The organism is Nocardia testacea NBRC 100365 (assembly GCF_000308775.1).
GTDB classification, from domain to species: Bacteria; Actinomycetota; Actinomycetes; order Mycobacteriales; family Mycobacteriaceae; genus Nocardia; species Nocardia testacea.
In genome coordinates, this window is sequence record NZ_BAGJ01000274.1 from 157,794 (window position 1) to 180,963 (window position 23,170).

The window sequence follows — 23,170 nt, forward strand, 5'->3', positions numbered from 1 at the left end:
CCGGTCGGGCGTTATCCGGCATCGTTGTACTCTGCGACGCTCTCGGCGAGGATCTCCCCGACCCCGTTGCTCTTTCCGGCAAGAACGTCTCGCCGCTGTCCCGAGGGCGACACCCCACCCAATTCGGGGTACGAGGCGGAGGGGATATCGAGACACGCAATATGGGGCACTAGCGGAAAACGTCTCATTTGTAGCAGACTGGGCGGACACCCGGCGCCCCGCGGAGCGCCCCGGTGGCAGAGCTCGAGGAGATGGCGAAACGATGAGCGACGACAGTGACCTACCGGCAGTCCCGCATGCCGTCGGTATCGATATCGAGCGGGTCACCGTCTGGTTCGCCGAGCACATTCCCGCGGCCACGCCACCCCTGCGGTTCGAGCTGATCACCGGTGGCCGGTCCAATCTCACCTACCGTGTCCACGACGAGTCCGGCGCCCGCTGGGTGCTGCGCCGACCGCCCACCGGACACGTGCTCGCGTCGGCGCACGACGTCGTCCGGGAATTCCGGATCCTCGACCTGCTCGCCGATAGTCCGGTTCCCGTCCCCCCGGTGCTGGGCTGCTGCACCGACCACGCCGTGACCGGCGCCGATTTCTATGTCATGGAAAACGTGGACGGTATCGTTCCCGACGATGCCGCGGCCGCCGCGGCGATCCCGCGGGAGAGCCGGGCCGCCGCCTCCCGCGATATCGTCGATACGCTCGCGGCCGTTCACGCCGTCGACACCGCCACGGGGCCCCTGGCCGAGTTGCGCAGACCCGGTGGCTACCTGGAACGCCAGCTGCGCCGCTGGCACCGTCAGCTCACCGCCGGCGGTGTCGGGCCCGGCCCGCTCTGGGAGGTCCACGACCTGCTCGCCCGGCGGATACCGGCGCAGCGGTGGACCGGGATCACCCACGGTGATTTCCGCCCGGGCAATCTGCTGATCGGTCCCGACGGAACCGTCCGGGCCGTGCTGGACTGGGAGCTGTGGACAGTCGGCGATGTGATGGCCGATATCGGCTGGCTGGCCGCCTCCTGGGCATCGGCCGAGCCGTTCGGCTGGGCACCCGACCCCGCCGAGGGCTACCTCGATATCGACACGGTGCTCTCCCGCTACGCCGACACCACCGGCCGGTCCCTCGATGATCTGCCCTACTACCGGGCATTCGCCCTGTGGCGGCTGGCGGCCATCGCGGAGGGAGTAGCGGCCCGTTTCCGCGCCGGAGTGATGGGTGACCAGGATATCGACGTGCGGGAGATGTCGGAGCGACCCGCTCGCCTCGCCGAATCCGCGCGCGCGGTACTCCTCGGCTGAACGACCCGGGGGTCCGCGCTCGCCGCGACGCCGGTAAATCGTCTGCGCCGCCGGCGGACCCGCCCCGTGCCCAACGACCGGACCCGCCACCCCGGGACGATCCACCACAGGTGGCCGTTCACCCGGTGGATGGCAGAGTTGTGGGATGACAGCTGCCACGAGCGCCCGTCACCGGAGGTTCTCGGCTTTCCTGGCTTCGCGCAGTGATGTCGAGCTCGTCATGCTCATGGACGCGGGCCGGTCCGAGACCGTGGGAGTGGGCGGCGGCTCGGTGGTACTCGACATCTCCGGTGTGCCGGTGTTCGCCAAGCGGATCCCGCTGACCGATCGGGAACTCGCCCACCCGGGCGTCACCGCCAATCTGTTCGACCTGCCGGTGTACTGCCAATACGGCATCGGCGGACCGAGTTTCAACGCATGGCGCGAGCTGGCCGCGAATATCGCCGTCACCGACGGCGTGCTGACCGGCCGAACGCAGGCCTTCCCGATGCTGTACCACTGGCGGGTCCTGCCCGGCCGGTCGCCGATCGCCGCCGAACACGCCGATATCGACAGAGTGGTCGCTGCCTACGGTGGCTGCCCGGCCGTGCGGGCCCGTCTCGAAGCACTGGCCGTCGCGGCATCCAGTCTCGTGCTGTTCTGCGAGTACATCCCGCATGCATTATCGGACTGGCTGCGCCACGACCCGTCCGGTAAGGCCGCGACGGTCGAACGGCAGCTCTCGGAGATCGTACGGTTCCTGGGGGATCGGCGGCTGTTGCATATGGACGGACATTTCGGCAACCTGCGCACCGATGGGCAGCGCATCCATCTCACCGATTTCGGGCTCGCCACCTCACCGCTGTTCGACCTGTCACCCGCCGAGCGTGAGTTCGCCGAACTCCACGTCACGCATGACGCCCGCTACGCCGCCATGCGGCTGGTCAACTGGCTGGTGACCGATGTCTGCGGCGTACCGATGCCGGCCGACGGTGGTCCCGTCGCCCGCAACGAGTACGTCCTCCGGTGCGCCGCCGGCCATATCCCCGACGACGTGTCGCCGGTCGTGGCGGCGATCCTGACCCGGCACGCTCCCGCCGCCGCGCAGATGAATGCCTTCTACTGGAAATTGTTCGGCGGCGACTACCAGGCGAAATACCCGGAGCGGTAGTCCGATTCGGCCCGGTGGCCTCGGCGTACCGCCCCGGTCGAGGGCCGCGCGTGCACGGCACCCGGCCGTGGAGAAAACCGACGGCAACCGGTTCACCGACGCTCGGGCGTGTACCGCCACGCCGACTGGCAGGAGCATCCGTGCACGGTTTTCGGCCGAGGTCCCCCGTTGCTCTGGTCGGCCGTCCGCCGGCGTACGGCGGCGGGAGCGCCCACGCCGCCGCGGCCACCGACACACCAAGGGCCGGCCCCGGGCACGTATCCGAGCAGCGACCGGTGGCAGGCAGGCCCATCGTGAAATCCACCCGTTCGTCCAGGAGGGCAGCCGCGGCATGGGCCCGTTCCGAAGCGGATGGGGGGAGCGCACTCCGGCCGACGATTCGGAGCGCGCACCGTGCCGTGGTGCGCGCCCCGTGGTCGGCCGAGATCAGCGGGTGGTGCGGCGGCGGAACTCGAGCGCGGTGGCGACCGCGTAACCGCTGCCGCCCGCGACGGCGAGCATCCAGAAGGGGCCGGATGCGCTGAAGCAGAGTGCGCCGGCCGCGACCAGAGCGAGCCATGCGCCGAGGCCGTAGTGCAGGACATTGCGGCGGACAGCGCCTTCACCGAGGTAGATCAGGCCGACGATCAGGCCGGAGCCGGCGGGCCAGAGTACGGATTGCAGATGGGGCAGGTTCAAGGTGGCGGTGAGGCCGGTGATGGCGACGGCGAGTGCGGCGAAACCCACGATCCAGGAGAGGCCGAGGAGTTTACCGCCGAGTGCCTCGGATTCGGGCGCGGCGCGTTGCGCGTTCAAGGCGGCGATGGTGGCGAAGACCGTGCCGCATGCGAGACCGATTCCGAGCAGGCCCATCGGTAGCCATTCGGGAAGGACGACGAGAGGGTCGGCGCCTCCGGAAATCGCCGCGGCTCCGTGGCCGAGGATGTAGGCGAGGCCGAAGCCGATGTAGGTGGCGCGGTTGTCTATCTCACCCGGGCGGGTCGCGGCGGGTGCGGTGGCGAGTGGGACGGTGACGGCGGCGGTCATGATGCTCTCCTGGGCTCGGTCTGGGTTCGGTGGCGGGGTGGGGCGGAGCGCTCGGCTCAGGCGCGGTCCGCGTCGGGTACGAGTACGACCTTCCCGGCGACGGTGCGGGATTCCGCCAGTGCCAGTGCCGCACTCGCCTCCGACAGCGGGAATTCCGCGGCGATCTGCGGGACGAGTACGCCGTCCGCGACCAGCCCCAGCACCCGCGTGAGATCCTCGCGCAGCCGGCTCCGGAAAGTATCGAGGTGGCGTTTGCCGGCCCAGAAGTTGTAGAAACGCGCGCTTTTGCCGTTGGGCAGGTAGTTCCACAGCGTCAGCCGGGCGAACAGTTTCAGCACCGGCAGCCGCGAATCGCCGTCGGTGTCCTTGGTCGCCGCGGTGCCGTAGGACACCAGCGTGCCGCCGCGGCGTAGCAGCCGCCACGATTCGACCACTCCGGCGCCACCGACGTGGTCGAATACCGCGTCCACGCCGTCGGGTGCGAGTTCCCTTATCCGCCGGTACATCCGGGGATCGCGGTAGTCGACCGGAATGGCGCCCAGGTCGCGGACGACCGCATGGTGGCGCGGGGAGGCCGTACCGATCACCGTGACGCCGTGGTGGCGGGCCAGCTGTACGAGCGTCGAGCCCACACCGCCGTTGGCGCCGAGTACCACGATTGTCCCGCCGGACCGCACTCCGGCGGTGCGATGCAGCATCTGCCAGGCGGTGATGCCGTTGACCACGACGGTTTCGGCGGCGGCCGCGGATACGCCGTCCGGTACCGCGACCAGATCGGCGGCGTCCAGGAGCAGAGCGTCGGCCCAGCCGCCGACCTTGGTGACGGCGGCGAAACGCCGGCCGATGAGGCCGGAATCCACCCCCGACCCGGTGGCGGTGACGGTGCCGACCACGTCGTAGCCGGGCACGAAGGGGAAGGGCGGCTGGTCGAAATATTTGCCGCGGCGCATCTGCTGCTCGGCGAACGAGACGCCTGTGGCGGCGAGGGTCAGTACGACCTGCCCCGCGGCGGGGGCCGGGAGTTCGCGACGGGTGACCCGGAGACCTTCCGGTGCGACCTTGCCCGGGAGGACTATCTCGGTGACGTGGGTGGTGACGGTATTGCCGGTCATTGCTGGGATCCGATCCGCTCAGTTGGGTTAACGTCCGTAAGGTTACGACCGTTAATTCGAAGGCGCAAGAGCTAACACGCGTAAGTTTTGTTCTGTAAGGTGACGGTATGCGAGACGAACGGACGGCCACCCGCACCCGCAACCGCCGTGGGGAGGGTGCCCGGCTGCGTGACGAGATCGTGGCGGCAGCGGTCGACCTACTCGACGAAACCGGCGAGGAAAGTGCCATCACCCTGCGCTCGGTGGCCCGCCGCGCCGGGATCGCGGCGCCCTCCATCTACCGGCACTTCCCCGACCAGCCCGCCATCATGCTCGCCGTCGTACGCAATGCCTTCGCCGAACTGGATCACCGGCTCCGCGCCGCCCGGGACGACGCGGCGGATTCACCGCGAGCTCGCCTGCTGGCCGTGTGCTACGGCTACCTGGAGTTCGCGCGCACCCGGCCCGGGCGCTACCGGGCCATGTTCGCCGGGGTCTGGATACCCGATCTGACCGCGGCGTCGGTGACGGCAGCGGATATGGCCACCCTCGGCCAGGAAACGCTGGGGTTGCTGACCGGGGCGGTCGAGGATTGTGTCGCCGCCGGCTGTGCGACCAGCAGTGATGTCGCGGCCGACGCCGTGGCGTTGTGGCTCGGCCTGCACGGGCTCGCCCATCAGCGCATGGTCTCCCCGTCGTTTCCCTGGCCACCGGATATCGCCGATCGTGTCATCGTCACGCTCGCGCACCTCACCGGCGAATGAGGCCCACCCTCCCGCGACGTGCGAAAGGGGCAAACGATCGGTCGCGCAGAGCAATCCCGACTTCGTTCTTGCTAGTTTGTCGGCGTAACGAATCCGGTCCGCGCCGCGGGCCGTTCCCACAGGACGGAAGAAGAGGTCGATGCCGGGAACGAACTATGCGACCGACCGCCATCTGGTCGGGCGCGGGATTGCCGACATCACCGGGGAGCCGGTCGAGGTCGGCATGCTCGGCTACGGCAAGGCCGATCAGCAGGCCACCGGGATACACCTCCGATTGCGCTCTCGCGCTTTTATTTTCGCCGACCCGCTCGTCGATCGGCGAGTGCTCCTCGTCGTGAACGATCTGCCGCTGATCTTCTCCAGCATCACCCAGGAGGTGTTGCGCCGCCTGGCCGAGCGTTTCGGCGACACCTACACCGAGTCCAATGTGATGCTCACCGCGACGCACACCCATTGCGGGCCCGGCGGCTATTCGCACCACCGCTTGTACAACGGGTCGAGCGGGTTCCGTCCCAAGACCTTCGCGGCGATCGTGGACGGCATCGTGGAAGCGGTGGAGCGGGCACACGAGGATCTCGCCCCGGCCACTCTGCGTCTCATACACGGTGAGTTGCGCGAGGCCAGTGTCAACCGCTCACGAGCGGCATTCGACCGGAACCCACAGGAGGACAGGGAGTTCTTCCCCGACGCCGTCGACCCGCAGACCACCCTGTTGCGCATCGATCGCGAGGGCGAACCGATCGGGGTCGTGAACTGGTTCGCCACGCACGGCACGTCGATGACCAACGGGAACACGCTGATCAGCGGCGACAACAAGGGGTACGCCGCCTATCACTGGGAGCATGTGGTCGAAGGTGTGAACTATCTGGCGGATCCGGACCCCGACTTCGTCGCGGCTTTCGCGCAGACCAACACCGGTGATATGTCGCCCAACCTGGACGGTGGGCCCGGTGCCGGTCCCACCGACGACGAGTTCGAGAACACCCGGATCCTCGGTATGCGCCAGTACGAGGCCGCGGCGAAACTCGCCGCGGGGTACATGCCGAGAATGGCCGGCAGCATCGATCACCGCCTCGTCCACGTCGATCTGTCCACGGTGACGGTGTCCGCGGAGTTCACCGGAGACGAGCGCGAACATCGCACCGGCCGGCCGGCGGGGGGCGCGGCCGCTTTCGCCGGCGCGGGGTACGACGGGCCCACCCATTGGAAGACCTTTCACGAGGGCCGTAATCCGGGCTGGGATCTGCTGTCGCGATGGGTGTACCGGTTCGCGCCCGCACTGCGGGATACCCAGGCGCCCAAGGCGATCGTCGCCCCGGGCGGACTGCTCAATCGGTTCGGGCCCTACGTGCAGGAGATCGCTCCGATCCAACTCCTCCAGATCGGCGAGCTGTACCTGATCGGTATCCCGGGTGAGGTGACGATCACCGCCGGTCTGCGATTGCGGCGCACGGTGGCGGCCGCCCTCGGCGCCGAATTGGCCAATGTCCTGGTCGCCGGATACAGCAACGCCTATATCCACTACGTCACCACCCCCGAGGAGTACGACGCGCAGCACTACGAGGGCGCGAGTACCTTGTTCGGTCGATGGGAGCTGCCCGCCCTGCAGCAGATCGCGGCGCAACTCGCGACCGCGATGCACAACGGCGACCCGGTGCCTTCCGGGACCGCGGCGCCCGATCTGACGGAGTCGCAGAAGCCGGTGAAAACCGCTTCGCCGGTGGACTTCCCGCCGGTGGGGCACGACTTCGGCGACGTGCTGGGCGAGCTCGAGCCGGCATATCGCGCGGGGGAGCGGGTGACCGTCGAATTCGCCGGCGCACACCCCGGCCACGACCTCCATCGCGGCAGCACCTACCTCATGGTGCAGCGGCGCGACGGCGAGCGCTGGCGCACGATCGCCGACGACGGCGACTGGTCGACCACCTTCAGCTGGTCGCGGGGCCCCGCCTCGAGCTCGCGAGTCACCATCACCTGGCACAGCCCCGCCGACGCGACACCGGGCAGCTACCGGATCCGGTACTTCGGCGACGCCGTGAAATCCGGTAGCGACCGCACCCCGATCAGTGGCACGTCGCCCGAGTTCCGGATCGACGCCGACGACCAGGACGACTGAGCCCGCGTTCCGGGCGTCGCCGGCGTGCGCTTCCCGGATGGACGGGGCTTCCGGGCGGCCGCGGGGAACTGGTCGGCGCCCCCGTGCCGGTCCCGATCTCGCGCCGCGCCCTGGATTCCGCCATCGGAGCGCGGCTGCGGGAGCTGCCGCGGAAATGGACGCGCGTGGAATTCCGGATCCCCGCCGGCGGGCCCGGCACGACGGTCGAGGACCGGACGAAGAACTAGCCGGCGAGGTGCCGGGCGATGACCAGGCGCTGGATCTGATTGGTGCCCTCGAAGATCTGGGTGATCTTGGCTTCGCGCATCAGCCGCTCGACCCGGAAGTCCACGGTGTAACCGTATCCGCCGAGTACCTGGACCGCGTCGGTGGTCACCTTCATCGCGGCGTCGGTGGCGACGAGCTTGGCGACCGAGGCCTGGCGCGAGTACGGCAGTCCGGCGTCGCGGCGGCGGGCGGCATCCAGATAGGTGGCGCGAGCAGACTCGACGGCGGCGGCCATATCGGCGAGCAGGAAGCCGAGGCCCTGGTGGTCGATGATCCGGCGGCCGAACGCGGTGCGTTCCTTCGCGTAGGCGACCGCCTCGTCGAGTGCCGCCTGCGCGAGCCCCACTGCGACCGCGGCGATACCGAGCCGACCGGAATCCAGAGCACTGAAGGCGATCTGCAGACCCTGCCCCTCGGCGCCGATCCGGCGTTCGGCGGGGACGAAGGCGTTGTCGTAGTGGGCGGAGGTGGTCGGCACGGCGTGCAGGCCCATTTTCTCCTCGGGTTTGCCGAAGCCGAGACCCTCCGTCTCCTTCGGCACCAAGAAGCAGGAGATTCCCTTGGAACCCTCGCCGGTGCGGGCGAACAGGTTGTAGAAGTCCGCGATTCCGCCGTGGGTGATCCACGCCTTGGTGCCGTTGATCCGGTACCCACCGTCGGCCGGTGCCGCCTTGCACGCGAGCGCGGCCGCGTCGGAACCCGCCTGCGGTTCGGACAGGCTGTAGGCGCCGATCGTGGTGCCACCCAGCATGTCCGGCAGCCACTGCTTTTTCTGCTCGTCGGTACCGAAGGCCAGCAGCGGATGACAGGCCAGACTGTGCACGCTGACCGCCACCGCGACCGCCGCCCAGCGTGCCGCCAGCTCCTCGAGGACCTGCAGGTACACCTCATAGGGCTGACCGCCGCCGCCCCACTCCTCCGGATACGGCAGGCTCAGCAGTCCGGCCTCGCCGAGTGTGGTGAAGACGCCCGCCGGATAGGTATGGGTCTTCTCGTGCTCGTCGACGATCGGCGCCAGGGTTTTGTCGGCGATCTCACGGGTGAGCTGGATGAGCTCCCGCGCCTCCTCGGTGGGCAGAAGACGTTCGACGGCCACAGGGCTCTCCTCGGGCGATACGGGTATCAGTACTCTGTTCCGACTCACAGTACTGAATGCCTACACGGTACTGCAAGGCATCCTTCAGTATCATCCGCGGTATGGAGCAGCGCCCGTCCTTCGCCACCGCCCGCCGTATCGAACTGTTCGACTCACTGGTCGCCCTGTTCCTGGCGGAGGGCTTCGCCCATCTCACCCTGGACGCCATCGCCGCCCGGCTCAAATGCTCCAAATCCACCCTCTACACACTGGCGGGCAGCAAAGAACAGTTGGTGACCGCCGCGACGGTGCACTTCTTCAAACGGGCCACCGAGCGGGTGGAGGCGACCGTCGCCGCCACCACCGGCCCGCGCGAACGGATCGCCGCCTATCTGGCCGCCGTCGGTGACGCGCTCGCCGGGGCCTCGGACCGGTTCATGGCCGATCTGGACGCCTTCGCGCCCGCTCGCGAGGTATACGAGCGCAATACCCGGATCGCCGCCGGCCGGGTCCAGGAGTTGATCACCGATGGCGTCACCAGTGGTGATTTCCGCGGCGTACACGCCGCCTTCGCCGCCGATCTGGTGGCCACGATGATGGTCCGGATCCAGCAGGGCGGGGTGCGTACGGTGACCGGCCTCGACGATGCGAGCGCCTACCGTGAACTGGCCGCCATTCTCACCACCGGTATCAGCCGGTGAAACCGTCGCCGCCGTGACCGGCGCGCCACGCGGAGCTCGGCCGTTTGAGATCCCGATTCCTTCGAGCAGGTCAGTGCGCTCCTGTATGCCGATCTCCATTCCGGATCGGCGGCTCGTGTCGCGGAGTTTCTTGCCGGCACACCCGCACGGTATTTCCGAATGAGCGCGCCCGTCTCGTCCGGTCCGGCCGTCCGGTCGCGCGGTCATCGCGCGACCGGACGGATTCTCGGTCAGGGCATTTCGTCGTATCAGACGCCGAACGCCGTGGGGTAGGTGATGGTTCCGCCGGGAACGGGGCGGGTGGCGTCGAGCGCGAGTGCCATCATCGCCTCGTCGGGGGCGTCGAAGGGTGCGTGGATGCCGAAGCGTGCGGCCGGGGTGAAGCCGAAGCGCGGGTAGTAGGCGGGGTGCCCCAGTACGACCACGATGTGCTCGCCCATCGATCGTGCGGCGTCCAGCGCTGCGCGGATCGCCGCGGACCCCGCCCCCGTACGTTGGGCTTCCGGTCGCACCGCACAGGGGGCCAGCGCCAGAGCGGGCACACCGTCGATATGGCAGCGGGTGAGCAGAGCATGGCCGACGACCTCGCCGGTGGAGGTGGCGGCGACCATGGACAGCCCCTCGATCCATGCCGCGGGATCGGCCCGCAGCGCGTCGACCAGGTCGGCTTCCTCGGCGGTGGGGAAGGCGGCGAGTACGACGTCCCGGATTGCCGGAATATCGCCGATGGTTTCGGGACGGGTGGACCAGGTGCTCATGGTTGTTCCGTTCTCGGTCGTTGTGGTGGGGTGGTCGCCGGGGCGCAGGATGTAGGCGGCGTAGTGGTAGTCGCGGCCGTGGCGCCGGCGCATGGTGATCTCTGTGCGCAGTGCGGCCAGCGCCTCGCCCATGCCCGGGCGGTCCGGGTCCATGTGGCGCATCCGGCGGGTGAGCGGGGTGTAGTACTCCTGCCACCAATCGGTTTCCGGTAGCGGCCAGTGCGCGTGCACCCGATAGCCGGCCGATCGTGCGGCCGCGGTGTTCGCGGCGTGGGTGCGCACCGGGTACACGGCGTCCCAGTAGTCACGGGCCGCGGCCGCGGGTTCGGGGGTGGACCATTCGATCTCGGTGATCGCCAGTACCCCGCCGGGGGCCAGCAGCCGCCGCCACGCGCGCAGCGCGGTGTCGAAGCCGATGGTGTAGACGGAGCCTTCGGCCCAGATCGCGTCGAAGCTGTGATCGGGAAACGGTAGTCGGTCCATCGAATGGTTCACCATCGAGACCTGTCCGATCAGCCCGCGGCGGGCCGCCGCTGCGGCCAATTCGTCGAGGAAGGGCTGGTGGATATCGACGGCGGTGACTCTCGCGCCGGTCTCGGCGGCGAGCAGCAGGCCGGCGCGGCCCGGGCCGCAGCCGGCGTCCAGGACGCGTGGGTGTGCGGGAAGCGGTCCGGCGGCCGCGAGCAGACGCCGCGTCGTCGCGTCCGAACCCGGCCCTTGTCTGGGCAGGCCGGCGTGCACGGCGAAGAGCGCTTCGGTGACCGCGTCCGGGCCGTGGCCCTTGCCGGACGCGTCGAACTCGGAAGAGTGAGAAGACAACGTGGAAACCCTTGAACGGGGGCCGGAAACGGTCCGTCCGCCGCACCGGTGAGCACATGCCCTAGGTGCGGGGCCGATCGGATCGGTCTGCGGCCCGGAAGATGGGGTGACCTTGCGGGCAGGCCGAGCGGCTTCGCGATCCAGGGCACGGGTACGGGCGGCCGGGGCCGTGCTCGGCCGCGGACCTCCCGATATCCCGGGAATGCCACAGGAACGCGGGCATCGGCATGCCGTCCCCCGTGAAGCGCCGTGCAGCCACGGCACTGGAGACGACTACGCGATGCGGGCGGGCGCGCTCGGCGCGGGCCGGATCACAAAACACCTCTTCCCAGGGCGAGAGCCCGATACAGCCGACTGGACGCGGAAGAATAAACCATATCCGCGCCGTCGAGTCCAACGGTTTTCACCGGGGCGCCCGATGCGTCGTCACGGTCTTTCCGCCGGGTCGCCGTCCGGGTCGGCCTCGGAGACCCGCGGGCCGGGGCCTGCCGACCCGGCGGGGTACTCGTCGAGGGGGACGAGGTCGCGGGACCAGGCCGAGATGACCGGATCGACAACGCGCCACGCTTCTTCGGCTTCGTCGCCACGCAGCGACAGTGCCGGATTCCCGTTCAGCACATCCAGGAGGAGCCGCCCGTAGGCGGGCAGGTCGGGAGGCTGGGTCTGTGCGGACATGGTGAGTGGTACCAGCGACTCCCCATCGCCGCCGATGGCGGTCAGCGCGAGGGTCATGGTCTCGGGGTCGAGCCCGAAGCGCAGGACATTGGGTTGCGCCGTCCCGTAGCGGCCGAAAGGCAGATAGGGCACCGGCCGGAAGTGGACCGCGACCTCTTTGCGATCGGCGGCGAGCGCCTTGCCGCTGCGGAGCACGAATCGCGTTCCCGACCACCGCCAATTGTCGAGTGTCAGTTCGATTTCGGCGAATGTTTCGGTGCGGTGCCGCGGGTCGACCCCGTCCTCGTCGATATAGGACGGTACGCGGCGCTCTCCGATCGTCCCCGCCGTATACCGGGCGCGCCGGGTGCGGCGTGGGATCTCCGCGTCGGTCAGTGGCCGGAGGGTTCGCAGCACATCGACCTTGCGGTCGCGCAGGTCGCGCTCGGACAGGGTGATGGGCGGTTCCATGGCGATCAGGCAGAGCAATTGCAGGAGATGGTTCTGCACCATGTCCTCGAGCGCGCCGACATGGTCGTAGTAGCCGGCTCGGCCTTCGAGGGTGAGGGTTTCCTCCCAGATGATCTCGATCCTGGCGATATGCGCGCTGTTCCAGATCGGCTCGAGTACCCGGTTGGACAGCCGGCTCCCGAGCAGGTTCTGCACAGTCGTCATGGCGAGGAAGTGGTCCACCCGGAAGACGGCCTCTTCGGGGACCAGATCCGTGAGCAGCCGGTTGAGTTCCATCGCGCTCGTCAGGTCCTCGCCGAACGGTTTCTCGAGCACGATCGTGCTGCCCGGGGGCAGACCGACCTGATCGAGAGTCTGCACCGCGGTGGGAAACAGAGCCGGTGGGAGTGCGAGATAGACCGCGACGGGCCCTTCTCCGGCGACGGCCGCCGCCACCGTATCCGGATCGCCGATATCCGCGCGCCAGAACCGGGCCGCGGCGATGATCGCGTTTCTGGCGTCGGCGGGCAGTTCTCCGGCATAGCGGTCGAGTTGGGTTTCGACCCAACTTGCGAAATCGGCCGCGTCGCGGTCCTTGCGATCCGCGCAGACGACGCCGAAGCCGTCGTCGAGCCGGCCGGCGGCCCGCAGCGCGGCCAGACCGGGCAGCAGGTAGCGGCCCGACAGGTCGCCGGTGCCGCCGAAAATCACCAATCGTGCGATCATGTCGTCGCTCCCGCCGCACGTGCGAGGTTCACGCCGCTGGCGATGACCCCGATATGACTGAATGCCTGGGGGAAGTTGCCCATGAACGCTCCGCTCGACGGATCGATCTGCTCGGAGAACAGCCCCAGTGTGCTCGCCCTCGCGCACAGCGAAGCGTAGAGTTCCCCCGCTTCGGCGAGCCGCCCCTGCAGGGTCAGGTTGTCGACCAGCCAGAAGCTGCAGAGGAGAAAGGCTCCCTCACCACCGGGCAGGCCATCGGGTGACTCGTCGTGGAGGTAGCGATACAACAATCCGCCGCCCGCGTCGAGCCGGTCCGCGACGGCCGCGGTGGTCGCCACCATGCGGGGATGGTCGGGGGGTATCACACCGCGCAACGGCAGGGCCAGCAGGCTCGCGTCGAGGGTCCCACCGCCGTCCAGATGGGCGCTGAATGTCTTGTGCTCTTCGTCCCAGGACTCCTCGACGATGCTTTCGCGCACCCGATCGGCCGCGGTGCGCCACCTGGAGAGGGGGCCGGGGGCCAGACCGAGGCGCTCCCCGATCGACGCGGCGCGACTCAGCGCGACGTGGCACATTCCGGCCGAATAGGTGAACACGCGGCCCTGACTGCGTATCTCCCAGATCCCCTGGTCGGGAACCCGCCACGACCTGGCGGCCGCCTCGGCCGATCCGGCCAGACTCGACCACAGCGGTGTCTGTAGTTCCCCGCCCGCGCGCAACCACTGATCGGCGCAATCGAGGATTTCCCCGTAGACATCGTGCTGGCGCTGATCGGCCGCCCCGTTTCCCCAGCGCACGGGTCCAGAGTTCCGGTAGCCCGCCAGGCCGCTGTCGATCACCTCCGCGGGCACGGGATCGCCGTCGAGGTCGTACATGATCCGTGGGGTACCGCTGCGTTCGAACGCGTCCAGTACCCAGCCGAGGAACGCGTCGGCTTCACCGCGGAAACCGATGCGGCGCAGCGCGAACACCGCGTATGCCGCGTCACGTATCCATACATAGCGGTAGTCCCAGTTACGGCTGCCGCCGATGGGCGCGGGCACCGACGAGGTCGGTGCCGCGATCACCGAGCCGTGGGCCCAGTGATCACACAGTTTGAGTGTGATCGCGGCGCGCCGCACCAGCGGCTGCTCGGGACCGTGATATGAGAATCCCTCCATCCAGGTGCGCCACGCGCGGGCGGTGTCTTGCAGCATGGCCGGTGGGTCGAAGCGGTGATGGCGCTGGAACCGTCCCCAGGACAACACGAGATCGAGCCGTTCTCCCTGTGCCAACCGGACCGTACTGTGCAGACCCCGCAGTGCGTGGTTTGCGCGCAGGTGCAGCCGCAGTTCCGGGCGGGCCGGTATCCGGATCTCGATTCCGCTCGCCACCTCCCGCGGATTCGCGCCACCGCGCGGGGCGACGATCACCTCCAGCTCGACGTACCCGTCGACGACCACGGCGGAGCGCACCAGTTCGGACCGGCCGGCCGGGGCATCCTCGGTGAGATCCGCGCCGGCGCGCAGAACCAGCGCGTCGGTCAGCCGTACCGTTCCCGTCCGGCACCGCAACTCGGTCTCGAGGACGCCGGTATTGTGCTGATATCGCTGCCGGGCCGCCAGCAGATCCACCGGAGCCACCGTGAAATGCCCGCCCCGGTCCCGGTCGAGCAGTCCGCAGAAGACTGGTTCGGAGTCGAACCGGGGCAGGCACATCCAGGAGATCGAACCGTCCACGCCGACGAGCGCGGCCGTGGCGCCGTCGCCGATCAGGCCGTGATCCTCGAGCCGGAGATACCCCGCTATCCGGGGTACGGGCCGGAATGGTGGGTCGATATCGAGCATGCCACCTCGCTTGCGCAGATATGTATCGCGACCGATGGAACGAGCCGATGGAGTACCTGATCAACACCTCGAACGGAGTTCCGGTATCGGCTTATCGGTGCATCTCACCGACCCGATCTCTTTCATGACGAAAACTTTCATCGTTCACCTCTCGAGGACCCGATGGGCGGATCGGATATCGGTCCGATACGCCGAGCGCGTGCGGGGCAGTCAGGGTGCGGGGTCGTCCCCGAAGGCATCGGGGGCGATGGTGCAGAAGTCGGCGACCGGCCTGCGCGGGGTCCGTGCGCCCATTTCGCCGTCCGGGGCGCGACCGACACGCAGCACCACCTGAGCCGTGGACTTGCTCGCGGTCAGGTCCGAGGCGATGCGCCGGGTCTCGGGTAGTTCGGTGATATGGGTCAGTGGGCAGGTCGCCAATCCGGCCGCGGTGCATTCGAGCAGCACCGCCGACAGCGCTTCGCCGGTCCGGAGCCAGGAGAGGGGAGAATCGTCCGGTGTGCCGAGTATCCAGAGCTCGGCCTCGTCCTGCCGGTCGTCCGGCTCGTCCCGGGGCGTCGCGCGGCCCGGATGCGGAAACCTGCGCCCGACCGGTACCCGCGCCGCGTCGACCTCCGATACCAGGGCGTCGGCGGGGACCCCGTCGGGCAACTTGTCGTGACCGCTCCACCATTGAAGCTCGGCCCGGTAGGACATGTCGTAGCGTCGCAGGGCCGCCGAGTGTTCGGACGCGGTACCCAACCGGCTCGCGGTGTTCCGGTCGAGGACGTCGAGTATCACGTCGTGGTCGCGGGCGAGCAGGCGCACGGTTTCCACCAGCCCGGACAGATCGCCCGGATCCGCGAGCGGACGGCGATCCGTGCGCCGCCGCTCGATGATCTCGGCTCGGCTCCGGAGCGGCGGGGGAGTGTGCGGCCACGGCTGGAAGGTGAGGGTCGCCAGAAGATCGCCGTTGCCGTGATCGGGCAGCCGCACGACCTCGGTGTGCAGGCCCGCGGCCGCGAAGGCGCTGCGCGCGTGGTCGAGCACCGCACCACAGCTGACCATGAGCTGCCGTCCCTGGGGATCGGCCGAGGGCAGCCGGCGCTCGTTGTCGCGAAAGAGGTCCAACTGCCCGGCGCGGTAAACCCACCGCCAGGGCTGGGTGTTGTGCACCGACGGGGCTCTCGCCGCCACGTGCATGGTCGCCAGGAGCGTTTCGCGGTCGGGTGCGGGACCGACGCCGGGGGTATCACTATCGGCCATGGCGGCAGTGTATGCGCTGGTACCGCGGTCCCATGTGACCGTCGGCGGGGCCGGAGATTCCCGCGAAGCGGCCTGCGTGCTCCTTCCCGATGGGGAGGCCGGGCGTTCCGTCGTATTGTCGATGGGTCCGCGACAGGGGCGGCGGCCGCCGCGAACCGGATCACCAGGAGTGCGTGTGCCCGCCGAGCTCACACCGTTCACCATCGCCGTCCCCGAGCGTGAGCTCACCGATCTCCGCGCGCGGATCCGCGCGACACGGTGGCCGGACCGGGAGACGGTCTCGGACTGGTCCCAGGGGGTGCCGCTGCAGGTGATGCGTGATCTCGCCGGCTACTGGGCGGAAGAATACGACTGGCGGCGTTTCGAGCGGCGGATGGCGCGGATCCCGCAGTACCTCGCACGCATCGACGGTCTGGACATCCACTTCCTGCACGTGCGCTCCCCGCATCGCGACGCGTTGCCCCTCGTGGTCACCCATGGCTGGCCCGGGTCGTTCGTGGAGTTCCTCGATATTCTCGAGCCGTTGACCGACCCGCCGGACGGCGCCCGGGCCTTTCACCTCGTCGTGCCGTCGGTGCCCGGTTACGGGTTCAGTTCCCGCCCGGCCGTTCCCGGCTGGGGAATCGAGCGGATCGCGCGGACGTGGGCGCGTTTGATGGAGATGCTGGGTTACTCCCGCTACGGTGCGACCGGCGGCGATTGGGGCACGAGCATCAGCACCATGCTCGGAGTACAGGATTCCGAGCATGTCTGTGGTATCCATCTGACGCCCCCGCTGGTGGCTCCGGACCCCGCGACTTTCGATTCACTGACCGAGTCCGAACGCGCGGGCCTGGAGGTCCTGGAGAATGCCGCGGACGGGTCCGGATACGCGGCGATGCATTCCACACGACCGCAGACACTGGGCTACGCGCTGGCGGATTCGCCCGTGGGGCAGGCCGCGTGGATACTCGAGAAATTCTGGGCCTGGGCGGATCACGGCGGTGACCTCTTCTCGGTACTGGACCGTGACCGGGTTCTCGACAACATCACCCTCTACTGGCTGACCGGCACCGGTACCTCCGCTACGCGGCTGTACTGGGAGAGTTTCCCGACCGTCGACGGCTGGTTCACCGAGGGCACGACCGACTCGATCACCGTGCCGACGGGCGCGGCGATCTTCCGTGATACGCCGCGCCCGTCGCGACGCTGGGCCGAGCGCCGGTTCACCGATATCAGGTACTGGAGCGAACCCGGACGTGGCGGCCATTTCGCCGCTTTCGAACAGCCGCAGCTGTTCGTCGGCGAGCTCCGGGCCTCGTTCGACGCTCTGCTGAGGAGCGAGGGAGGCCGGCCCTGAGATCGTGGTCGCCGCGCCCGGTCGCGTGATGTCGCCCGTGCGGGTGTCCGGTCAGCAGGCGACGGGTGCGGGTTCGCCGCGCATCCGGCCCTCGATCCACGCCAGCATCGCGGGCATGCCGGCCACCGCTGCGGTCAAGTGTTCGAACGAGGGGACCTGCAGTGTCTGCAAGCGCACCCCCGCCGCGCACCATCGGCGATTGGTGTTGTCGATCGCGTCGACCGGAACCAGCGGGTCGGTCGGCGAATGCCATTCGAATACGGGTATCGCCGGAACGGGGCCGTAGAGTTCCACGCTGTTCTCTGCCACGACGGTCCAGGCATCGGGTTGGTCGAAGACGGCGGGTCCAGTCGCGTACTCGTGTGCGCTGCCCCCGGCGCCGATGGCGAGGATGTCGTTGGTGCAGCGGTTGGCTATCGCGTCCCGCATCGCGAGACCGCGCTGATTGAGATTCGAACCGACCGGCACCCGGTCCGGATATTCCCGCTCGAGGCCGATGGCCGCCGCCATCGCCAGCCCGAACGCGGGGTGCGGATTGAAGCCCAGCCCCTTCGCCATCGAGACCAGGTTCATCGGGGCGCCCCCGATGGCCGCGCCCGCGAGCTGCAACTCGGGTGCGTAGGTCGGCTGCAGGGTGGCCGCCCACGCCGTCGCCAGCGCGCCACCGGAGTAACCGGCCAGCACCGCGGGGCTGTCCGCAACGGCGAGTTCGGGTACCTGCTTCACCGCCCGGACGCTGTCCAGGGTGATCTGGCCGCCCAGGCGCCCGGCCCCGAGCGCGAACTGTGGCCCGAGATGATCCGGCAGCGCCACACTCCAGCCCCGCTGCAGCATTCCGCCCAGTACCGGCATGATCGTCGACAGGTTCAGGTCGGCATCGTAGAGGCGGTGCGATACCGCGCAGCCGGTGCCGAGCGAATTGATGAAATGTTGATACGACACCAGCGGTGCGCCGGGTCGATGGTCCGCGGGAGTGGCGATCGTGGTGGTCGCCGCGATCGGAGTGCCCCGGGAATCGGTCGAGCGGAACTTGATCAGCCGGACGGTGGCGCCGGGGAAGACGGCCACCGGTGGCAGTACCCGCACGCCGAGCACGTCACCCGGCCGGTGTGCCGCCAGATCGGCGGGGGCGGCGTAGAACCGGTCGGGATCCGGGATCGGATAGACCGGCTCGGCGGTTGCCGGTGTCAGCACCAGCAGCGTGCATGCCAGACCGCCGAACGCACCCAGAAAACGAAGAAAGGAACGAGTCACGATCTCAGCCTCCAGAAGGGGGGAAAGGGTTCGCCGCAATTGCCGCTGCGCAGCTGGAACAGATCGCTTCGGGGAGCAAGCTATCACGAAGATCCGGGGCGGGACCGTATTGCACGAAAGACGTGTTCAAGAGCGAAAGGTACGTAATTTCCGCGCGCGACGACCAGTTGCTGTGCACTCGCACGGCCGATCTCGGCCGGCGTACGAGGATGCCGGCAGGGCGCGGCAACCATTGCGCGACCTATGCTCTGCCGGACGTGGACGGCAACTCCGGTGCCGGCCACCTGGCGGCCGGCAGGACACCGTCACCTTCGAACCTGTCCCCACTCCCGGCTGTGATCCCGCCGGGTTCCGGCGGCGGCCACCGAGGACCTTCGCCATCGTGTCGACGGTCCGCGGCAGGGAGCGGGGAAGGTACGGTGCCCCGCTAGCTGCCGCGCGCCGGCCGGCCGGCCGCGATCCACTTCTGGTGTCGTTTCACCGTGCGGTCGAAAATCCAGGAGATCTCTTTTCCGGTACGCCGGTCGAAGGCGAGCTCGCTCATATGCGTGGGTTCGTGGAAAGCCGTCCACATCGGGGAGTCGATGACACACAGCGGATCCGGGCGCTCGGGTGGATTGGGCGGCAGGAGCGCCCAGCGTCCCTCCAGGGCCCGGCGAAACGTCTCACCGATGAAGTAGATGAATCGCACGCCGAGTTCGAGGTTCTCCTCCGCGGCCATCTCGTCGAAGTGCGAATAACGACGTAGCATCTCGTGTTCTGCTATTACCAGTCCTTCGCGGGTCCAGAGATGGCCGTCGAGTTCGGGAACGTCGACTCGGACGAACTCGTTCTCCATGGCTTCCTGTTGCATCCGAACCCACTCGTGAAAGAGTTCGTCGTTTTGGATCTGCTGGTATTCCGGCGTGTCCCGGACCGTCGCCGGTTCACCTGTCGTGGACATCGATTCTCCATTTCGCGTTGCGAGCTTATTTCATGACCTTTTCCGCGGCGAATTCGTGGCGGTCACGGATTCGGCCTGATCGGCGCTGCGGCGGATCGTTCACGCGCCCCGAGCGGTCGGCGAAGCCGGACCGGGACATACCGTGAGAAATGCCCTGCCGGCGGGGGTATGGGTCATTGCGCCCAACTACTCCCTACCCGGGGTTCGGTGCCGGCGCGGGCGGGAAGGCGGCCGGCAGTACCGCCGGTGCCCGGTGGAATGGGCCCGGACGCCAGGTCGGTTGCGCGGCCGGCGCCACCAGTTCCATTTCCGGGGGAGCGCGTCGAGCAGCAGGTCGATCGTGGCCTCGACCGCCACGTACCCGGGCGACCGGGCCGGGCAGGCGTGCGGTCCGATACTCCGGTAATGCTGTGCTTCCGGCATCGTGGGCCGGCGGGAAACCGTTCGGGCTCATCAAGAATTCGAAGGGCGGCGTAGCCGATCACCAGGATGGCCGGCACGCCCGGCGCCAGTTCTCTCGGGACGAGCACACCGGGGCGGTCCCGCATCCCGGCGTAGGCGTCATGGGGATCGTTCGCGAATTCCTCCGAATGGATACGGAAGCGCGGCCGCCCCACTCCTCCGGTGGGTTCCTCGTGGATCATCGGGCACCCGCGGACAGACGCAGTTGCTGCGGCACCGAGGCGTTGTGCACGGTCAAAGACGAGGCTCCAATCGCTGAGACAGGTACTCGCCGAGCACGACCACTCCCTGTGGCCAGGTACGCCGGTCCTGCTCGCGAACAGTGCTGTGTCACGAACACTTTCGCCGATTCCTACATATCGTTCGGCGATGTCCGCGTGGAGCCATCGGCTGTGGAGTCCGTAGGTATCTGCCCTGTGCACGGTACCGGCCCAGGGAATGGCGCACAGCAAATTCCTGGGAACCGGACCCGGCGCCCTGCCGCCGGAGCATTCGGCTCGCTCGGCTGTAGCGCAGCAACCCTCGACGCCCGGCCGCCGGCATCGTCGCCGGCGATCTGACGGCCCGGCGCGGATCGTGTCGGGTCCGGAAGCGTTCGCGTGCTATCGGGCGGTTGCGTCGGTGATGACGGCGAAAACCGATTCGAGTATCGCGGCCAGCCGGTCGGAGGGGGCCTCGTTCAGTGCTCGCATCCCGACGACCCGGCGCATCAGCAGCACCCCCGAGATCACCGACAGCATGACCTCGGCACGGATCCCGTTGTCGGATTCGGGGAGTTGCCGGGCCACTCGCTGTCCGACATGGCGTTCGATCGCGTCGCGCACGATCTGCGCGGCGTACGGGCTGGAAACGGATCTCAGCATGATCAGGAACGGGTCCAGCGGATCGGCGCCCGGGTTCGTGCGGGCGACCAGGGCGGCGGCGGTGTCCTGTACCAGTGACCCCGAGTCGGCGGCGATCACCGCCGGGGGCGCGAAGGACACCTCCACGGCTTCGGCGAACAACCGTTCCTTCGACCCGAAATACCGGTTCACCATCATCGCGCTGACTCCCGCGTCCTGGGCGATGGCGCGGACCCCTACGCCGTCGTACCCGGCGCGGGCGAAATGCCGGATCGCCGACCGGAGGATCGCCTCGCGGGTGGCGGCCGCGTTGCGTGGCCGGGACCGGGCGGGGGTCATATCTGCGGCCCGGGAATACAACCGGTGAAGTCTACGTTTGTAAACATATTGCAAGTATACAAGTGTAGACAAACACGGGCGTCGCGGATGCGGAGTTGGCGCCGCGAACCACAGCCACGAACCGAAGGAGTGCAGCAATGTCCGATCCATCGAAGGTCTGGTTCGTCACCGGCAGCTCGCGCGGATTCGGCGCGGAACTGGTCCGCGCCGCTCTCGCGCACGGGGACCGGGTCGTCGCGACCGCGCGGCATCCCGAACAACTGCGCCCGCTCGTCGACGGCGCCCCGGACCGTGCCCGGGTCTACCCGCTCGACGTGACCGACGCCGCCGCGGCCTGTGCCGCCGTCGATTTCGCCGTCGCCGAATTCGGCCGCATCGATGTGGTGGTCAACAATGCCGGCTACGCCGACAGCGCGGCGATCGAGGAGATGAGCGGCGCGGACTTCCGCGCCCAGATCGAAGTCAACCTGTTCGGCGTCGTCAATGTCACCCGGGCCGCACTGCCGATCCTGCGTGCGCAGCGGTCGGGTGTCTTCGTCCAGTTCTCCTCCGTCGGCGGACGTGTCGGTGGCACCCCGGGCATGGGGGCGTATCAGGCCGCGAAGTTCGCCGTGGAGGGGTTCTCCGAAGTACTGGCGAGCGAAGTGCGGCCGTTCGGGGTGCAGGTGATCATCGTGGAACCCGGCGCTTTCCGGACCGACTGGCAGGGCTCTTCGATGGCCATGCACGAGCCGGGCCCGGACTACCTCGGCACCGTGGGCCGAGTGCACGAGATGCGCCATGCGACGAACGGGGTCCAGCCCGGCGACCCCGCCCGGGCGGCGCGGATCATCGTCGATATCGTCGACGAGCCCGCACCGCCGCGACGACTGCTGCTGGGCAGCGGCGCGGTCGATCAGGCGCTTGCCGCCGGCGCCGAGCGCGACGCCGAGACCCGGCGGTGGGCTTCGATCAGCCGCGGCGCGGATTTTCCCGATCCGGTGGCCTCGGCCTGACCGGAGGATCAGTGTCCCGGCTCTGTGGGAGAGGCCGGTCAACCACCGCGTTCGTAGAGCTCCCGGACGGTGTCGACCGTATCGGCCTCGGCCGGCGATTTGTCGTCGCGATAGTGCACGACGCGGGCGAACCGCAGTGCCAGCCCGCCGGGGTAGCGGGTCGACCCCTGCACTCCGTCGAATGCGATCTCGACGACCTGTTCGGGCCGTAGTCGTACGACGTACCCCTCGGTCGGGCCGTCGGCGAGTTCGGTGAAGCGCGCGGTCTGCCACTCCAGCATCGCGTCGGTCATCCCTTTGAACGTCTTACCCAGCATCACGAACCCGCCGGTGGCCGGGTCGCGAGCGCCCAAATGGATATTGGACAACATTCCGGTGCGCCGGCCGGAACCCCATTCGACAGCCAGGACCACCAGGTCCAAGGTGTGCACGGGTTTGACCTTGAGCCAGCCGGCGCCGCGGCGGCCGGCCTCGTACGGCGCCGACGGTGACTTCGCCATCACGCCTTCGTGTCCGGCGGCCAGTGTGCGGTCCAGGAACTGTTGTGCCGCCTCGGCGTCGGCGGTGACCAGGCGGTCGACCCGCTGGGTGCGGGGCACGAGCGCGTCGAGTGCGGCGAGCCGGTCGCGGGTGGGCAGATCGAGGAGATCTCTGCCGTCGAGATGGAGCAGATCGAAGAAGAACACCGACAGCGGTTCGAGATCGCCCGGATCCTTGCGGCCGAAGCGGGCGGCCGTGACCTGGAATCGATCCGGCCGTCCATCGGGCCGCAATGCGATGGCCTCGGCATCGGCGATCAGATCGGTGGCGGGAAGGGCGAGTGTGGCCGCGACGACCTCGGGGAGACGGGCGGTGACATCGTCGAGACTGCGGGTATAGACCGAGACCGTGGCACCGGCGCGGTGGATCTGCACTCGCGCGCCGTCCAGCTTGGCTTCGAGAACGGCTGTGCCGCCGAGCCGTTCGAGCGCTTCGGCGACCCCGGTCGCGGTCTGGGCGAGCATCGGCCCGACCGGCTGCCCCGCGCGCAA

At 68.7% G+C, this 23,170-nt stretch carries 18 protein-coding genes; 7 read left to right on the top strand and 11 right to left on the bottom strand.

Annotated elements, in window-relative coordinates; translation table 11 throughout:
- Positions 1–262 precede the first annotated feature (262 nt).
- Complete coding sequence (locus tag ON38_RS33755; protein ID WP_039829414.1) at positions 263–1,297, top strand: phosphotransferase family protein; 1,035 nt, start codon at positions 263–265, stop codon at positions 1,295–1,297.
- 145 nt (positions 1,298–1,442) lie between these two features.
- Entirely contained in the window at positions 1,443–2,447 is a 1,005-nt protein-coding gene (locus ON38_RS33760; protein WP_039829415.1) for a serine/threonine-protein kinase, read from the top strand.
- A gap of 426 nt (positions 2,448–2,873) precedes the next feature.
- Here the strand turns inward: ON38_RS33760 and ON38_RS33765 are convergent, their stop codons facing one another.
- Both ON38_RS33765 and ON38_RS33770 read right to left on the bottom strand, forming a co-directional pair.
- Positions 2,874–3,473 carry a hypothetical protein gene (locus tag ON38_RS33765; protein WP_039829417.1) on the bottom strand — a complete coding sequence of 200 codons (600 nt, stop codon included), beginning with the start codon at positions 3,471–3,473 and terminating at the stop codon, positions 2,874–2,876.
- 56 nt (positions 3,474–3,529) lie between these two features.
- Complete coding sequence (locus tag ON38_RS33770) at positions 3,530–4,585, bottom strand: medium chain dehydrogenase/reductase family protein (RefSeq protein WP_039829419.1); 1,056 nt, start codon at positions 4,583–4,585, stop codon at positions 3,530–3,532.
- A 107-nt stretch (positions 4,586–4,692) separates the two neighbouring features.
- Here ON38_RS33770 and ON38_RS33775 point away from each other — a divergent pair, with 107 nt between their 5' ends.
- Both ON38_RS33775 and ON38_RS33780 read left to right on the top strand, forming a co-directional pair.
- On the top strand, positions 4,693–5,328 hold the full coding sequence (locus tag ON38_RS33775; RefSeq protein ID WP_039829421.1) for a TetR/AcrR family transcriptional regulator: 636 nt from the start codon (positions 4,693–4,695) through the stop codon (positions 5,326–5,328).
- 139 nt (positions 5,329–5,467) lie between these two features.
- Complete coding sequence (locus ON38_RS33780) at positions 5,468–7,444, top strand: neutral/alkaline ceramidase (RefSeq protein ID WP_051165619.1); 1,977 nt, start codon at positions 5,468–5,470, stop codon at positions 7,442–7,444.
- 223 nt (positions 7,445–7,667) lie between these two features.
- Here ON38_RS33780 and ON38_RS33785 read toward each other — a convergent pair whose 3' ends face one another.
- Positions 7,668–8,807 carry an acyl-CoA dehydrogenase family protein gene (locus ON38_RS33785; protein WP_039829422.1) on the bottom strand — a complete coding sequence of 380 codons (1,140 nt, stop codon included), beginning with the start codon at positions 8,805–8,807 and terminating at the stop codon, positions 7,668–7,670.
- Positions 8,808–8,908: 101 nt separating this feature from the next.
- On the opposite strand from ON38_RS33785, the gene ON38_RS33790 reads away from it, so the two are divergent.
- A complete protein-coding gene (locus tag ON38_RS33790) occupies positions 8,909–9,487 on the top strand; it encodes a TetR/AcrR family transcriptional regulator (RefSeq protein WP_039829495.1) in 579 nt (192 codons plus the stop codon).
- A gap of 248 nt (positions 9,488–9,735) precedes the next feature.
- Here the strand turns inward: ON38_RS33790 and ON38_RS38355 are convergent, their stop codons facing one another.
- The 4 genes from ON38_RS38355 to ON38_RS33810 all read right to left on the bottom strand — a co-directional run bounded on the left by ON38_RS38355 (position 9,736) and on the right by ON38_RS33810 (position 15,965).
- Positions 9,736–11,064 (bottom strand): bifunctional class I SAM-dependent methyltransferase/N-acetyltransferase, encoded by a 1,329-nt coding sequence (locus ON38_RS38355; protein ID WP_083873314.1) that lies wholly within the window; start codon positions 11,062–11,064, stop codon positions 9,736–9,738.
- 426 nt (positions 11,065–11,490) lie between these two features.
- Complete coding sequence (locus ON38_RS33800; RefSeq protein ID WP_039829423.1) at positions 11,491–12,894, bottom strand: glucose-6-phosphate dehydrogenase; 1,404 nt, start codon at positions 12,892–12,894, stop codon at positions 11,491–11,493.
- Positions 12,891–14,720, bottom strand: a complete 1,830-nt coding sequence (locus ON38_RS33805; RefSeq protein ID WP_039829424.1) for a glycoside hydrolase family 15 protein — start codon at positions 14,718–14,720, stop codon at positions 12,891–12,893. Before ON38_RS33805 ends, ON38_RS33800 begins: the two co-directional genes overlap by 4 nt.
- A 210-nt stretch (positions 14,721–14,930) precedes the next feature.
- Entirely contained in the window at positions 14,931–15,965 is a 1,035-nt protein-coding gene (locus ON38_RS33810; protein ID WP_051165620.1) for an Acg family FMN-binding oxidoreductase, read from the bottom strand.
- Positions 15,966–16,140: 175 nt separating this feature from the next.
- Between ON38_RS33810 and ON38_RS33815 the strand changes: the two genes are divergently transcribed.
- Complete coding sequence (locus ON38_RS33815; protein WP_039829498.1) at positions 16,141–17,304, top strand: epoxide hydrolase family protein; 1,164 nt, start codon at positions 16,141–16,143, stop codon at positions 17,302–17,304.
- Between the two features lie 51 nt (positions 17,305–17,355).
- Here ON38_RS33815 and ON38_RS33820 read toward each other — a convergent pair whose 3' ends face one another.
- The 3 genes from ON38_RS33820 to ON38_RS33830 form a co-directional block, all read right to left on the bottom strand.
- The gene (locus ON38_RS33820; RefSeq protein ID WP_051165621.1) at positions 17,356–18,558 is read right to left on the bottom strand and encodes a lipase family protein; all 1,203 of its coding nucleotides are present in this window, start codon (positions 18,556–18,558) and stop codon (positions 17,356–17,358) included.
- Positions 18,559–18,985: 427 nt separating this feature from the next.
- A complete protein-coding gene (locus ON38_RS33825) occupies positions 18,986–19,501 on the bottom strand; it encodes a hypothetical protein (protein WP_039829425.1) in 516 nt (171 codons plus the stop codon).
- Between the two features lie 1,064 nt (positions 19,502–20,565).
- Complete coding sequence (locus ON38_RS33830; RefSeq protein ID WP_245564539.1) at positions 20,566–21,165, bottom strand: TetR/AcrR family transcriptional regulator; 600 nt, start codon at positions 21,163–21,165, stop codon at positions 20,566–20,568.
- A 116-nt stretch (positions 21,166–21,281) separates the two neighbouring features.
- Here ON38_RS33830 and ON38_RS33835 point away from each other — a divergent pair, with 116 nt between their 5' ends.
- Positions 21,282–22,139: an oxidoreductase gene (locus ON38_RS33835; RefSeq protein ID WP_039829428.1), complete on the top strand. Its 858-nt coding sequence runs from the start codon at positions 21,282–21,284 to the stop codon at positions 22,137–22,139.
- Between the two features lie 38 nt (positions 22,140–22,177).
- Here ON38_RS33835 and ON38_RS33840 read toward each other — a convergent pair.
- The coding region (locus ON38_RS33840) for an ATP-dependent DNA ligase (RefSeq protein ID WP_039829429.1) at positions 22,178–23,170 on the bottom strand (993 nt) is incomplete at its 5' end.